The sequence below is a fragment of the Luteimicrobium album genome (assembly GCF_030161555.1).
Classification (GTDB): Bacteria; Actinomycetota; Actinomycetes; order Actinomycetales; family Cellulomonadaceae; genus Luteimicrobium; species Luteimicrobium album.
The window spans coordinates 749,020-763,064 of record NZ_BSUK01000001.1; the positions used below are offsets into that span (position 1 = coordinate 749,020).

The 14,045-nt window shown below is 75.7% G+C and carries 7 protein-coding genes and 2 pseudogenes; all 9 read left to right on the forward strand.

Features of this window, described 5'->3' with window-relative positions:
• Positions 1–34: 34 nt before the first annotated feature.
• The 9 genes and pseudogenes from QQK45_RS03745 to QQK45_RS03785 all read left to right on the forward strand — a co-directional run bounded on the left by QQK45_RS03745 (position 35) and on the right by QQK45_RS03785 (position 14,045).
• Positions 35–2,074, forward strand: a complete 2,040-nt coding sequence (locus QQK45_RS03745; RefSeq protein ID WP_284292110.1) for a hypothetical protein — start codon at positions 35–37, stop codon at positions 2,072–2,074.
• A 347-nt stretch (positions 2,075–2,421) separates the two neighbouring features.
• On the forward strand, positions 2,422–2,805 hold the full coding sequence (locus tag QQK45_RS03750; RefSeq protein WP_284292111.1) for a sigma factor-like helix-turn-helix DNA-binding protein: 384 nt from the start codon (positions 2,422–2,424) through the stop codon (positions 2,803–2,805).
• A 616-nt stretch (positions 2,806–3,421) separates the two neighbouring features.
• Positions 3,422–4,645 carry a hypothetical protein gene (locus QQK45_RS03755; protein WP_284292112.1) on the forward strand — a complete coding sequence of 408 codons (1,224 nt, stop codon included), beginning with the start codon at positions 3,422–3,424 and terminating at the stop codon, positions 4,643–4,645.
• Positions 4,646–5,036: 391 nt separating this feature from the next.
• Positions 5,037–6,260, forward strand: a complete 1,224-nt coding sequence (locus tag QQK45_RS03760; RefSeq protein ID WP_284292113.1) for a hypothetical protein — start codon at positions 5,037–5,039, stop codon at positions 6,258–6,260.
• Between the two features lie 2 nt (positions 6,261–6,262).
• Positions 6,263–7,870 carry a hypothetical protein gene (locus tag QQK45_RS03765; RefSeq protein ID WP_284292114.1) on the forward strand — a complete coding sequence of 536 codons (1,608 nt, stop codon included), beginning with the start codon at positions 6,263–6,265 and terminating at the stop codon, positions 7,868–7,870.
• Between the two features lie 52 nt (positions 7,871–7,922).
• A pseudogene (locus tag QQK45_RS03770) lies at positions 7,923–9,259 on the forward strand (M18 family aminopeptidase).
• A 43-nt stretch (positions 9,260–9,302) separates the two neighbouring features.
• A complete protein-coding gene (locus tag QQK45_RS03775; protein WP_284292115.1) occupies positions 9,303–10,034 on the forward strand; it encodes a VOC family protein in 732 nt (243 codons plus the stop codon).
• Entirely contained in the window at positions 10,031–11,245 is a 1,215-nt protein-coding gene (locus QQK45_RS03780) for an amidohydrolase (RefSeq protein ID WP_284292116.1), read from the forward strand. Before QQK45_RS03775 ends, QQK45_RS03780 begins: the two co-directional genes overlap by 4 nt.
• 150 nt (positions 11,246–11,395) lie before the next feature.
• Positions 11,396–14,045: pseudogene (locus QQK45_RS03785) on the forward strand (DEAD/DEAH box helicase).

A 14,045-nucleotide genomic window follows, 5' to 3' on the forward strand; every position in this document is an offset into this window, starting at 1 on the left:
CTCCCGTGCCTGAGGTCGAGGTGAGGGGGGCGGCGTGGCGCAGTGGGAGGACGACCTCCGGGTCGTCGTCGAGCACCGGGGCGCCGCCCTGGTGGAGCACGCGCGCGGCCTCGTCGCGGCACCCGAGCCGGACGGGCCCGACCCGGCCGTGGCGCTCACCGCCGCCGCGCTCGAAGCCGCGTTCCGGCGCGGCGGGCGCAGGCCGACCGGTGAGCACGGGAGCGTGCGGCTCGTCTCCGACGACGAGCTCGACGCCCTCGCGGCGCTCGTCCGGCGCGAGCAGGAGCGCCTCGCGCGTTCCCGCGGCGACGCGGCGGGCCCCGCACCCTCCGCTTCGAGGCCCGACGACGGCCCGTCCGAAGCTCTCACCGCACACCTTGCCACGATGGTCACCCACGTCCGGGAGGCTCGGCGACGCGGACGGCGACGCGGGCTCGTCGGGTCCGCGGCCGTCGTCGTCGTCGCGGCCCTGGCGACCACCGCCTTCGCCGCGCGCCCCTGGGACCGACCCACGCCCGACCCCGCGCCGACCACCACCCCGTACGCCGGGGCGTGCGGTTCCCGGCTGCCCAGCGGACGATCGCTCGCCCCCGTCACCTACGACAGCTCTGCCAGCGTCACCGGTAACACGGTCGTTCCCGACGGCTGGTGGGCACCCGCCTACGTCGGCGGTCTAACGGACCCCACCAGCGACGAGCTCGACGTGCTCGACCACCTCAAGCCCGAGGTCGTGCTGGTGCGCGACGGCACCATCGTCGCCCTCGGCGTCGACGCGACAGCGTCCTCCGGCGACGGCACCATCGTCGCCCTCGGCGTCGACGCGACAGCGTCCTCCGGCGACGGCGGCACCGGCGACGCACGGCCGACCTTCGCCGACCTGGCGCCGGACTCGCCGCTCTACGTCCCGGTCCGGTTCGCGGCCTGCGACGGGGGCGACGTCGAGCCGGGCACCTACCAGGCCTACGCCTTCGCGACCACGGACGACCAGCGCACCCACGTCCTCTCCGACGCGACGACGCTGACCGTCCTCGACCCGTCCGCCGAGGCAGACGGATACCAGCCGACATGGCTCGCGGGCTCACCGCTCGCGTGCGGCGAGAAGGCCGACGACTTCGTCGCGCGGGCCGCGGCGTACCCGGTCGACCAGCTCGACCAGACCGGGAGCGCCCTCTACGACGACGGCGAGGCCGTCCTCCTGCGGAACAACGGCAGGACGGCGCGCAAGGTCAAGGTGCCGCGGGGCGCCGTCGCGTGGGTGCAGGACGGCCGGATCGTCGGTGTGGGGCCGGACGAGCGCGCCACCACCGCCACCACGATCGGTCGCGGCAAGCAGGTCGAGGTCTCGGTGCGGCGATGGGACACGACGAACTACTGCGCCCCCACGTCCGGGGGCGAGCCCGGGCATCTGCCCGCGGGCACGTATCAGGCGATCTTCTACGGCCGCATCCCCGCAGACGACCCGTCACAGCCCGACGAGTGGGTCGTCGAGGACGATCGCGGCAACGACCTTCTCGTCCACGACGACGGCACGGTCGGCTACGACGACTCGACCAGCACCGAGGCGCTCGCGTTGGCGAAGACCGGCTACCAGCCCTCGTGGGTACGCGGTGGCCCGCTCGTCTGCCGGATGACCGACGAAGAGTTCACCGAGGCGGCCACCGCTGACGCGGTGGTCGGGATCGACGGGACCTTCAGCGTGGACGAGGAGGGCTCGACCGGCGTGCTGCTCGCCGAACGGGACGGGAAGACGGTGACGGTCACCACCCCTCGGAGAGCCGGCCTCGCGTGGTTCACGGACTTCCGGGGAGCCGGACCGACCGGCTCGTCTCTTTCGGCGCTGACCCCGGGCCGGGGCGCCGGACGAAGCTCGACGGGGACACCGAGCAGCAGGCGATGTTCGACGCGACCGACTCGTGCGCACCAGCGGCCCACGGGACTTCCACGCGGAAGCTGCCCGCCGGGAACTACCTGTTGGCCCACTACACCTGGGTCGCGGAGCCCGGCGGCGAACGCCAGTGGCTCGTCGACGACGGCATGCAGGGCGTCACCGTCCGCGATGACGGCTCGGTCGTGAGCCGCTGAGAAGCCCGCCCCCAACGATCCGGTACCGTCGCGCGTCACCCAGCATGACGACGTCGAAGCGTGCTCACAGGAGCCGCTGACGCCGTGAGGTAGGTATCGAAGGGGTTCCATGAGGGCTTGGGAGTCGGAGCTCGCCGGGCTGGTCGAGCACCGGGGCGCCGCGCTGCTGCGGTACGCGACGATGCTGTGCGGGAACCCGCGCGACGCCGAGGACCTCGTCCAGGACGCCGTGGTGAAGGTCTTCTCGCGGTTGCGCGGGCCCGCCGGGCGCTCCGACGGGCACGCGGAGCCCGGGGCCGTCACCCTCGTCACCGACACCGCGCTCACGAACCTCGAGGCGTGCGGCGCGCGATCCTCACCGGCTACCTGGACACCTACCGCCGCCGACGGCGCTGGGCCGGGATCCGGCACCTGTCCGCCCGCCCGGACCACGTCGCCGGGACCGAGGACGGCGTCGGCGACCGCGCCGACGTCACCGCGGCTCTCGCCGCGCTCACCCCGACGCAGCGCGCGTGCGTCGTCCTGCGCTTCTACTCCGACCTCACGGTGCCGCAGGTCGCCGCCGAGCTCGGGTGCGCCGAGGGCACCGTGAAACGGCACCTGCACGACGCGAACGCCACGCTGCGTGGCCGGCTCGGCGTCCTCGACGACGACCCGCCCGGCCGGCGCGCCGCGGCGCACCTGACCGCCTCGCCCGCACCGACCGAGGGGAGCGCCCGATGACCCCGCACGATCTCGACCCCCGCCGTGGCGACCTCGCGACACGGCTCCACCGGCTCGGCTCGGCCGACGACACGACCGACGGCCCGCTCGCGGGCGTGACCGCCGGTCTGACGGCGCGCGTGCGTCGTCGCCGTCGGCAGCGCGCCCTCGGCTCGGGGGCGGCCGTCGCGTCCGCCGTCGCGGCCGCGCTCGTCCTCGTGCCCGGCTCGCCCGCCGCGCTGCTCGACCGGCCCGCGCCGCAGCCCGCCACCACGGCGGGCGTCGGCGTGGACGGGCTGTGCGGCCTCGCGCTCACCCCCGGGTACGACGCGCCGGGCTCGGCGCCGATCGCGCTCTCCGTCGCCGGCGAACGCACGACCGTGACCACCGACGAGACCTGGTCCGCCGACGTCACGCACGGCGTCCTTCCCGGCGACGACCCGACGTCGGTCACGGAGACGCTGACGTGGGGCGACACCGAGCTCACGCTCCTCGCGACGCAGGGCGCCGACGCAGGCCGCGTCGTGGGTGTCGGGAGCGTGCCGCTCCAGCGGGGCGGCGGCTTCGACACCGCCGACGGCACGGGGGCGTGCGCGCCCACAACTCGACGGGGTTCGTCGGCTGCGACGGCGAGCCCGTGCCCGCCGGGCAGTACCGCGCGGTCGTCGTGGACCTCGTCGACCCTGTGCGCGCCGCCGCGACGCGGCTCACCGGGCTCAAGGGCGTCGAGCGGACGTCGCAGGCGCTCCCCCTCACCGTCCGCGAGCCGAAGAGCACACCCGAGGGCACCACCCGACCGGCCTGGCTCGACGGCACGTCGCTCTGGTGCGGCATGAGCGAGACGGACCTGTTCCGGGCGATGCCCGTCCTCACGGACGCCTCCGTGACCATGAGCCCGTCACCCGTGAGCGACGTCGACGACCCGAGCGACCTCGCACGGCCGGGCATCAGGCTGCAGAACCTCGGCCCCCACGACGCCAGCGTGACGGTCGGCAAGCACCCGGTGATCGCGTGGATCGACGCCAGCACGAAGAAGGTCGTCACGTTCGGCCCGGACGAGCTCGCCTCCACGCGCACGCTGACGGTCCCGAGCGGAGGGGCGCTCGACTACCGGACGACCGGCTACGACCCGACGGACTACTGCGCCACACCCGACGACGGCGCCTCGCCGCCGGTACCGCCCGGGCTCTACGAGCTCGTGGTCTACACGCGGGTCCCCGAGGGCGCGGCGGACGGCTCCATCGCCTTCCTCTACGGCTCCGGGCCCGAGGTGCGGGTGCGTCACGACGGGTCGGTGACCACCGACCTGGGCGACGTCGGCGACGCGGCCGCGGCGCTCGCCCTGACGACCACCGGGCACCAGCCCTCGTGGATCGAGGGCACCGGCAGCGGCCTCAGCTGCGGGATGACGGCGTCGTCGTTCGCAGGCCAGTCCTGGCCCGACGAACCTCTGACGATCTCGGGGTTCGTCCGACCCGGGGACGGGCAGGTCGGTGGCGAGCTGAGCCTCACGGAGGGCAGCAGCGCGCGCGTCACGACGTCGCGCGACGTCGGGATCGCCTGGTTCACCACCACGCCGGACGACGAGCCGGGAAAGCTCGTGTCGTTCGGCGCGGACCCCGGGCCCGACCGCACGACCACCGTCACGAAGCAGGGCCTCGTGCTCGACGGCTCCCTCGAGGCGCCGGACAGCTGCGCACCCGACGCCGACGGCGCGTACACGCAGCACCTGCCCGCAGGCGACTACTGGATCGAGCTCTACGTCCGGCTGACCACCGCCGACGGCGGACACCCGTGGCTGACCGACAGCGCCGCGATGGGCGTCACGGTGGACGCGGACGGGGCGGCCACCGAGCGCTGAGCGGCCACGCGACGCCCGGCCGCCGAGCCGAGCACGCACGCGCTCAGTAGGCTCGGAGCCAGACGGACCGCCCGGTGAACCGCCGGGCGGTCCGCATCGTCGGACCACGGGGACGCCGCGCGGCGCCCGCCGGTCCGGACGGTCGTGGAGGCGCCATGGCGCGGTGGCAGGACGAGCTGCGACGGCTGGTCGACGAGCGCTCCGGCGTGCTCCTCGACGCCGCCCACGGCGACGTGGCCGCGCTCGAGGACGCGCTGGTCGAGGTGTACGCGGCCGCGCCGCACCGGGAGCCCCGACTCCCCGCGAGCGACCTCGCCTCGCGGGGCGCCGCGCGTCGGCGGGCCAGGTCGCGCTCGAGATCGACGACGAGCTCGACGGTCCGGCGACGCTCGTGGAGGCGGCGCTCGCGCGTGCCGCGGAGAGCCGTACCCGGAACGCCGAGACGCCCCCCGACATCCAGCCGGACGGGCCCGCGTCCGACGACCAGGGAGCGGACACGGAGGAGCCGGCGACGGTCGACGTCGCCGCCGTCGAGGCACGTGTCGTCCGCGCCCGGCACCGCCGTGCCGTGGTCGGGTGGACGGCGGCGGGCGTCACGTCGGCGGCCGTCGTCGCGCTGGTGCTCACCGCACTCCTCGGCCCGTCCGCTGCGGGCCCCACCGTCACCGACGCCTCCCCGACCGCGGTGCCGCTCACCTCCTCGCCGTGCGGGACGTCGTCGGGCACGACGCTTCCCGACGACGGAGCCCGCACCCTGCCCGTGAGCCTGACCAGCCAGACGGAGGTGCTCACCCCGGGCGCGACCTGGGTCGGGACCGTCATCGCGGGCGCCGCGCCGCCGGACGACACGACGGTGGACCTCGGGCGGCTCGCGCCCCGGCCGCTGCTCCTCCGGGACGGGGTCGTCGTCGGGACCGCGGCCGACCCGGCGAGCCCGCTCGCGGAAGGTCCCTCGTTCGCGGAGGCTCCCTTCGCGCCCTGCCCGGGAGCGTCGCTCGCGCCCGGGACCTACGAGGTCGTCGTCGACCAGCCGGTCCAGGTCGGCGGCGCCACGTACCGGGTCGTGAGCAACACGGTCCCGGTGCACGTCGTGACCGCGAAGCCCGCGGGGTACCGGCCCGCGTGGCTCGACGGCAGCCCGATCGCGTGCGGGTCGACCCTCGAGGACCTCGGCGTGCGTGCTGGCGGGACCACCCCGGCTCGGCTCCTCGTCGACAGCGCCTACGTCGACGCCACGGGCATCACGTGGGCGTTCCGCAACCCGGGCGCCGCCGACGTCACCTACAGCGGGAACCGGGAGCTCGGCCTGCTCTGGCTCCAGGACGGCGTCGTGCGGTCCGTCGGGCACGACCTGTCCCCGAGCGACGGCACGGTGACGGTCCACGGCCAGACGACGCTGCGGCTGTCCGCCCGCTGGGACACGACGGACTACTGCCGCCCCGCGGCCGACGGGCGCACCTACCCGCACCACCTGCCCGCCGGCGCCTACGAGGTGTACGTGTACGCGCGCATCACACCGCCGAGCGACCTCCCCGACAGCACCGCCTGGTTCGTCCAGACGACCGGTCCCACCTACGTCCGCGTCGACGCGCACGGCGCCGTGCTCGGGAGGTGACCGTGCCCGACGACGAGGCGTGGCGCCACGACCTGCACACCCTGCTCGACCGCCGGGGCGCGCAGCTGTGGGCGCTCGCCGTGCGGGCGGCGGACGGCGGGGACGACCCGGACGCGGCCGAGACCACGCTCGTCGAGGCGCTCGTGAAGGTCTTCGTCCCATACCGGCCGACGCGTCCGGGCGACGGTGCGGTCCGCGGGTCGCAGACGGTGGTCGTGGTCGACGACGACGCCGACCTCGACGGCCTCGAGACCGCGGTCACGGCGGTGCTCGCGTCCTGGGCCCGGAATCGTGCCGGGGCCGGTCCCGCTGAGCGAGGAGCGCCGACCGGCACGGACGCCGACGAACCAGACCCGTCCGACGGCGCCCCGGACGACTCGGACGCGAACCGGCCGGCGCCGTCCGACGTGGCCGCCGCGGTCGAGCCGAGGGTCGCGGCCGAGCGGCGTCGACGGGCCGGGCGGCGACGGGTCCTCGGCCTCGCGGCGGCCGGCGCGGTTGCGGCGCTCGTCGCCGGGCTGGTCTGGGGTGCCGGGTACGGGCCGGGCCACGGCTCACCGGCTCCGACGGCGACCGTCGCGGAGGACGTGGCCGACCTCGCCGCGATGCCCGCCTACCCGCAGTGGACTCCGGTCGGGTGCACGTCCGAGCTGGCCGTGCGTGGCTCGGGCACCGGCGCTCTCCCGCTGCACGTGCGCGACAGCGCGCCGAAGATCAGGCCCTCAGACCTCTGGACGGGCCGGCTGTCGATCGAGACGAACGACTCGATCCGATCCCACGCCGTCCTCGCCGGGCCGCCGCAGGTCGTCCTCGTGGACGTGCACGGCGCCTCGGTCGCGGCCGTCGGAGCGGGCGACGTACCCAAGATCGATCTGAGCACGCGGCCAACCGTGCAGGCGGCGGTCCGGTTCACGGAGTGCGGGGGGCCACAGCAGCTCCGCCCCGGCACCTACGACCTGGTCGCGGTCCAGAGCTACCAGGACCGGTCGGACGGACCCTACGGCCCGGTCCTCACCGCGACGAGCCCGCCGGTCCGGCTCACGGTGTCCCGCGCGGCCGCCCCGAGCGCCGACGCGGAAGCCGGACAACCGTCGTGGCTCGCGGGCACGGCCCTCGCGTGCGGCATCCCGGCGGCGTCGCTCGCGGACCTTCCCGGCTACTTCCCGCAGTACCTCGACGACCTCGCGACGCCGGCCGACCAGCCCCTCGGCATCGTCGTCCTCAACGCTGCGGGCGGCCCGGCGCCCGTCACGACCGGACGGCGGGCCGCGGTCGCGTGGGTCCGGGACGGCCGGGTCGTGAGCGTGGGGCCCGACGTCCTCGCCGACCCCGTCACCCGGGTCGTGCCCGTCGGAGGCCAGATCACCATCCGTGCGCGCCTCGACCCGACGGACAGCTGCGGGCCCGACGACGGACGCTCGCCGCGCCGTCTGCCGGCCGGGACCTACCTCGCGGTCCCGTACGCGCAGGTCGTCACCGACCGCACGGTCGCGTCGGGCTCCGCCGCCGAACGCGCACGCAGCACGCTGGGCTGGCTCGTCGGGGTACCGCGCGCCGTCGTCGTCCGGCCCGACGGCACTGTGCACGACGCCCCGGCGCAGGACGGCTGACGGCGCCCGAGGTGCGAGGATCGGGGTGCCCGACAGCCCCGCCCCCACCGTCCTGAGCCCCGACGCCACCGCCCACCTCGACGACCTCGCCGCGTTCGTCGTCGCGTCGCCGTCGTCGTACCACGCCGCCGAGGAGGTCGCCCGGCGCGCCGAGGCCGCCGGGTTCGTGCGGCTCGCGGAGACCGACGCGTGGCCGGACCCGGCCGCGGGCGGGCGCTACGTCGTCGTGCGCGACGGGGCCGCGATCGCCTGGACGGTCCCCGCGGGAGCGACGCCGACGACGCCCGTCACCGTGATCGGCACCCACACCGACTCCCCGGGTTCAAGCTCAAGCCCCGCCCGACGACGAGCGCGCACGGCTGGCTCCAGGCCGGCGTCGAGGTCTACGGCGGGCCGCTTCTCAACTCGTGGCTCGACCGCGAGCTCGAGCTCGCGGGCCGGGTCGCGGTGCGCGGCGCCGACGGCACGGTCACCGAGCACCTCGTCCGGACCGGACCGATGCTGCGGGTCCCGCAGCTCGCGATACACCTCGACCGCGCCGTCAACGACGGGCTCGCGCTCGACAAGCAGCGCCACACCCAGCCCGTCTGGGGGCTCGCGACGCCCGGCGTCCCCGGGTCCGACCCCGAGGGCGACGTCGTGGCGGCGCTCGCCGAGGCCGCGGGCGTGGCGCCGGACGCGGTCGACGGGTTCGACGTCGTCGTCGCGGACACCCAGCCGCCGCGCCGGTTCGGGGCGCGCGGCGCCCTGTTCGCGTCCGGGCGCCTCGACAACCTGCTCTCCACGCACGCGGCCCTGACGGCGCTGCTCTCCGCCGGCGGTGACGCCGGGTTCGCCGGCGGTGACGCCGCGCGGATCCGGATGGTCGCGGCGTTCGACCACGAGGAGCTCGGGTCGGAGTCGCGCTCGGGTGCGGCGGGACCGTTCCTCGCGGACGTCCTCGACCGGGTCTACGCCGGGCTCGGCGCCACCGCCGAGGACCGCCACCGGGCGATCGCGGCGTCGTGGTGCGTGTCGAGCGACGTCGGGCACGCCGTCCACCCCAACTACCCGGAGCGTCACGACCCCGCCAACCACCCGGTCGCCGGCGGCGGGCCGATCCTCAAGCTCAACGCGAACCAGCGCTACGCGTCCGACGCCGTCGGGTCCGCGCTGTGGCAGGCCGCCTGCCGGACGGCCGGCGTGCCGAGCCAGGCGTTCGTGTCGAACAACGCGGTGCCGTGCGGCTCGACGATCGGCCCGATCACCGCGACGCGGCTCGGCATCCGCACCGTCGACGTCGGCGCGGCCATCCTCTCGATGCACTCGGCACGCGAGCTGTGCGCAGCCGTCGACCCGTGGTACCTGAGCCGCGCGATGCGTGCGGCGCTCGACGTCAGCCTCGTCTGAATTCCTTGTCGGTGCGCCGCCGCCCGCGCGTACTGTCGGGAAGATGGACGTCCGCCTCCTCGCCCTCCAGCTCGACGCGCCGGACCCGTCGGTGCCCGCGGCGTTCTGGTCTGGGCTGCTCGGGCGCGCGGCCGTCGTCGAGCCGGCGGGGACCCTGCTGCCCGGCGACGGGACGCAGGTCGGTCTCCGGTTCGTGCCCAGCTCCGAGCCGAAGGTCACGCAGAACCCCGCCCACCTGCACCTGACGAGCACGGGCCTCGCCGACCAGCAGGCGACCGTCGCGCGGGCGCTCGAGCTCGGCGGGCGGCACGTCGACGTCGGACAGCGACCCGAGGAGGGGCACGTCGTCCTCGGCGACCCCGGCGGCAACGAGCTGTGCGTGATCGAGCCGGGCGACGCGTTCCTCGCCGGGACCGGGTTCCTCGGCGAGGTCACCTGCCGCGGGACGCGCGCCGTCGGGCTGTTCTGGAGTGCGGCGCTCGGCTGGCCGCTCGTGTGGGACCACGACGAGGAGACGGCCGTCCAGTCGCCCGACGGCGGCACCAAGGTCTCCTGGGGCGGCGAGCCCGTCGACCCTGACGCGCCGCCGCAGCGGCAGCTCCTCGAGGTGGCGACGACCGGCGACCTCGCCGCCGCGGTCGACCGTCTGGTGGCTCTCGGCGCGTCGCGGGTCGACACCAACCCCGACCCGGCGAGCGACGTCGTCGTGCTCGCCGACCCCGACGGCCAGGTGTTCCACGTGCACCCGGAGCGTGCAGCTACTGTCACGTCATGACCCTGGACCTCGAGTCGATCTACACCGACCTGCACCGCAACCCTGAGCTCTCGTACGCCGAGCACCGCACCGCGGGCGTCGTCGCCGACCACCTGACCGCGCTCGGCCTCGACGTACGCACCGGGGTCGGCGGCACCGGCGTCGTCGGGGTCCTCGCGAACGGCGACGGACCCACCGTGCTGCTCCGCGCCGACATGGACGCCCTCCCCGTCCAGGAGGAGACCGGCCTCCCCTACGCCAGCACCGCGCGCGGCACCGACCCCGACGGCAACGACGTCCCCGTCATGCACGCGTGCGGCCACGACGTGCACGTGACCTGTCTGCTCGGCGCCGTCGACGCGCTCGTCGCGGACCGCGCGTCGTGGGCGGGGACCGTCGTCGCGGTGTTCCAGCCCGCCGAGGAGCTCGGCACCGGCGCCCAGGCGATGGTCGACGACGGCCTCTACGAGCACGCGCCCCGGCCCGACGTCGTCCTCGGGCAGCACGTCTCCCCGCTCCCCGCCGGGGTGATCGGGCTGCGGCCCGGGCCGTCGTTCGCGGGCGCCGACGCGGTCCGCGTCCGGATCTTCGGGCGCGGCGGGCACGGGTCCCGGCCCGAGACGACCGTGGACCCCGTCGTCCTCGCGGCGTCGATCATCATGCGGCTGCAGACCGTCGTCGCCCGCGAGATCGCCGCGACCGACACCGCGGTGCTGACCGTCGGGACCGTGCACGCGGGCACCAAGGAGAACATCATCCCGGACGAGGCCACCCTCGGCCTCAGCCTCCGCAGCTACACCCCGGAGGTCCGCGAGCGCCTCCTCGGCGCGATCCGGCGGATCACCGCCGGGGAGGCCGCCGCGGCGGGCGCGCCCACCGCCCCCGAGGTCACGGTCCGCTACTCGCTCGCCGCGCTCGTCAGCGACCCGGCGGCGACCGACCGCACGGGTGCCGCCTTCCGCGCCGCGTTCGGGGACCAGGGCGTCACCGACCCCGGCCTCGTCACCGGCAGCGAGGACGTCCCCGCGCTCGCGACCGCCGCCGGTGTGCCGCTCGTGTTCTGGCTGTTGGGCAGCGAGGACCCGCAGAAGTTCGCGGCCGCTTTCGCCGCCGGGACCCTGGACCGCGACATCCCCTCCAACCACTCCCCGCACTTCGCGCCGCAGCTCCACCCGACGCTCGAGCACGGGGTCGAGGCGCTCGTCGTCGCGGCGAAGGAGTGGCTGGGCTGACGGCGGCTCGCCGTAGCGACACCCACCACCACAGCGCCCTGGAGCAGGCGGCGCGTCTCGGGCGACACGCGGATGCAACGGACATTTCGACGCCCTGCGGCCGGGGCTGTGGTGCTGGGTGTCGCTACCGGCTCACGTAGGGTCGAGACCATGCCCGACGGCGCCCCCAGCCCCCTGCTCGACGTGCTCCTCGGCGGGGGTCGCCGCGCCGAGTCGGTGCGTCACGTCGAAGTGCTGCCGGCACGCGAGGGCGTGCGCGCCGACTGGCCTTCCTGGGCGGACCCCAGCTCGTCGCGGGATACCGCGAGCTCGGCGTCGAACGCCCGTGGGCGCACCAGGCCACCGCTGCCGACGCCCTGCACGACCGTCGGCACGTGGCGCTCGCGACGTCGACGGGGTCGGGCAAGTCGCTCGCGTTCTGGCTGCCCGCGCTGACCGCCGTCCGTGAGGACGCCCTCGACCGGGCTGCGGCGTCGGTGCTCGAGGCCGGGCGGATCGAGACCGCCGCCCGCCGCGGGTCCGTGCTCTACCTCTGCCCGACCAAGGCGCTCGCCGCCGACCAGCTGTCCGCGCTCGACCGGGTCCTCGAGGCGTCGCGCCGCGCCGGGGGCGGGGCCAAGGTCGACCTGCGGGTCGCGACGTGCGACGGCGACACGGGCTTCGAGGAACGGCAGTGGGTGCGTGAGCACGCCGACGTCGTGCTCACCAACCCCGACTTCCTGCACTTCGCGCTCCTGCCCGACCACAAGCGGTGGGCGCGTCTGCTCCGGAGCCTGCGGTACGTCGTCGTCGACGAAGGGCACGCGTACCGCGGCGTGTTCGGGGCGCACGTGGCGCTCGTCCTGCGTCGGCTGGGGCGGCTCGCCGCGTACTACACGCGTGTCCCGGGCGCGCCCGGCACCTCCGGTCCGACGTTCGCGGTCGCGTCGGCGACGACGGCCGACCCGTCCGCGACCGCCGCCCGGCTCATCGGCGTCGCCCCCGAGGACGTGCTCACGGTCGACGACGACGCCAGCCCCGTCGGGCGCAAGACGTTCGTCCTGTGGGAGCCGCCCGAGCTGCCCGGTGGCGACCCGCTCGAGGCCGCGGCCGCGCTCCGGCACGCGGGCGAAGCGGATGCGGCGCTCGTCGAGTCGCTCGTCGTCGACCCGACGGCGCACGACGACCTCGGGCTCGTCGACGAGCCCGACGCGCCCGCCGTCGTCGGGGACGCGCCCGACCGGCCGCGACGGTCCGCGACCGCCGAGGCCGCGCACCTGCTCGCCGACCTCGTGGCGTCCGGGGCGCGGACCCTCGCGTTCACGCGGTCACGCCGCGGCGCGGAGTCCGTCGCGTCCGCGACGCAGGACCATCTCCGCCACGCACTGGGGAGCGGGTCGGGGAGCGACGGCGAGGTGGCAGCCGCGTCCGTCGCCGCCTACCGCGGCGGGTTCCTCCCCGAGGAGCGGCGCGAGCTCGAGGAGGCGCTCCGCACCGGCCTCGTGCGCGGGCTCGCGACGACGAACGCGCTCGAGCTGGGCGTCGACGTGTCGGGCCTCGACGCGGTGCTCGTCGCGGGGTGGCCCGGGACGCGGATGTCGCTGTGGCAGCAGGCCGGCCGCGCGGGGCGGGCCGGCGCCGAGGGGCTCGTCGCGTTCGTGGCGCGCGAGGACCCCCTCGACACCTACCTCGTGCACCATCCCGAGGCGATCTTCGACGCGTCGCTCGAGGCGACGGTGTTCGACCCCTCGAACCCGTACGTGCTCGCGCCGCACCTGTGCGCGGCCGCCGCGGAGCTCCCGCTGCGCGCCGACGAGCTGATGAGGTTCGGCGACCCCGCCCACGTGCGCGAGCTCCTCGACGTCCTGGTCGCCCGGGGCGCGCTGCGCCGTCGGACGTCCGGGTGGTACTGGACGCACGCACGCTCCGCCGCCGCGATGGCCGACCTGCGGGGTCCGGCGGCCCGCCCGTGCGGGTCGTCGAGGAGGAGACCGGACGGCTGCTCGGCACCGTGGACGCGGCGTCGGCCGACGGGTCCGTCCACCCCGGCGCCGTGTATGTGCACCAGGGGAGGACGTTCGTCGTCACGGCGCTCGAGGCCGGGCCGTCGGGCGACCTGGAGGTCGCGATCGCGGAGCCCGGGACCGTCGACTACGGCACGTGGTCCCGCACGACGACGACCATCCGCCTCGCGACCGAGGAGCCGCTGCTCGCCCGCACCTGGGCCCCCGCGCCGCCCTCTGTCGACGGTGACGCACCGTCGGCAGGGGGTGACGTTCGCTGGGGCTACGGTCCGGTCGAGGTGACGAGCCAGGTCGTGAGCTTCCAGCGCCGACACCTCCCGGACCTGCGGATCCTGTCGACCGAGGAGCTCGACCTGCCCGAGCGCACGCTGCCCACGATGGCGGTGTGGTGGTCGGTCCCCACCGGGCTGCTCGGGGACGCCGGCCTCACGGACGAGAGCGTCCCGGGAGCGCTGCACGCGGCGGAGCACGCGTCGATCGGGCTGCTGCCGCTGCTCGCGACGTGCGACCGGTGGGATCTGGGCGGCGTGTCGACGGCGCTCCACGTGGACACCGAGCGGGCGACGGTCTTCGTCTACGACGGCCTCGCGGGCGGTGCCGGATTCGCGGAGCGCGGCTACCACCTCGGGGCGACCTGGCTCCGCGCCACGCGCGACGCGATCCGGTCCTGCCCGTGCCCCGACGGCTGCCCCGCGTGCGTGCAGTCCCCCAAGTGCGGGAACTACAACAACCCCCTCGACAAGCACGGTGCGCTCCGCCTCCTCGACGCCGTCCTCGCCCTCGCGCCGCCAGACTGA

Bases quoted from the DNA above. Each gene is read 5' to 3' on its own strand.
- QQK45_RS03780 (WP_284292116.1), top strand. From the start codon at position 10,031: ATGACCCTGGACCTCGAGTCGATCTACACCGACCTGCACCGCAACCCT.
- QQK45_RS03775 (WP_284292115.1), top strand. From the start codon at position 9,303: ATGGACGTCCGCCTCCTCGCCCTCCAGCTCGACGCGCCGGACCCGTCG.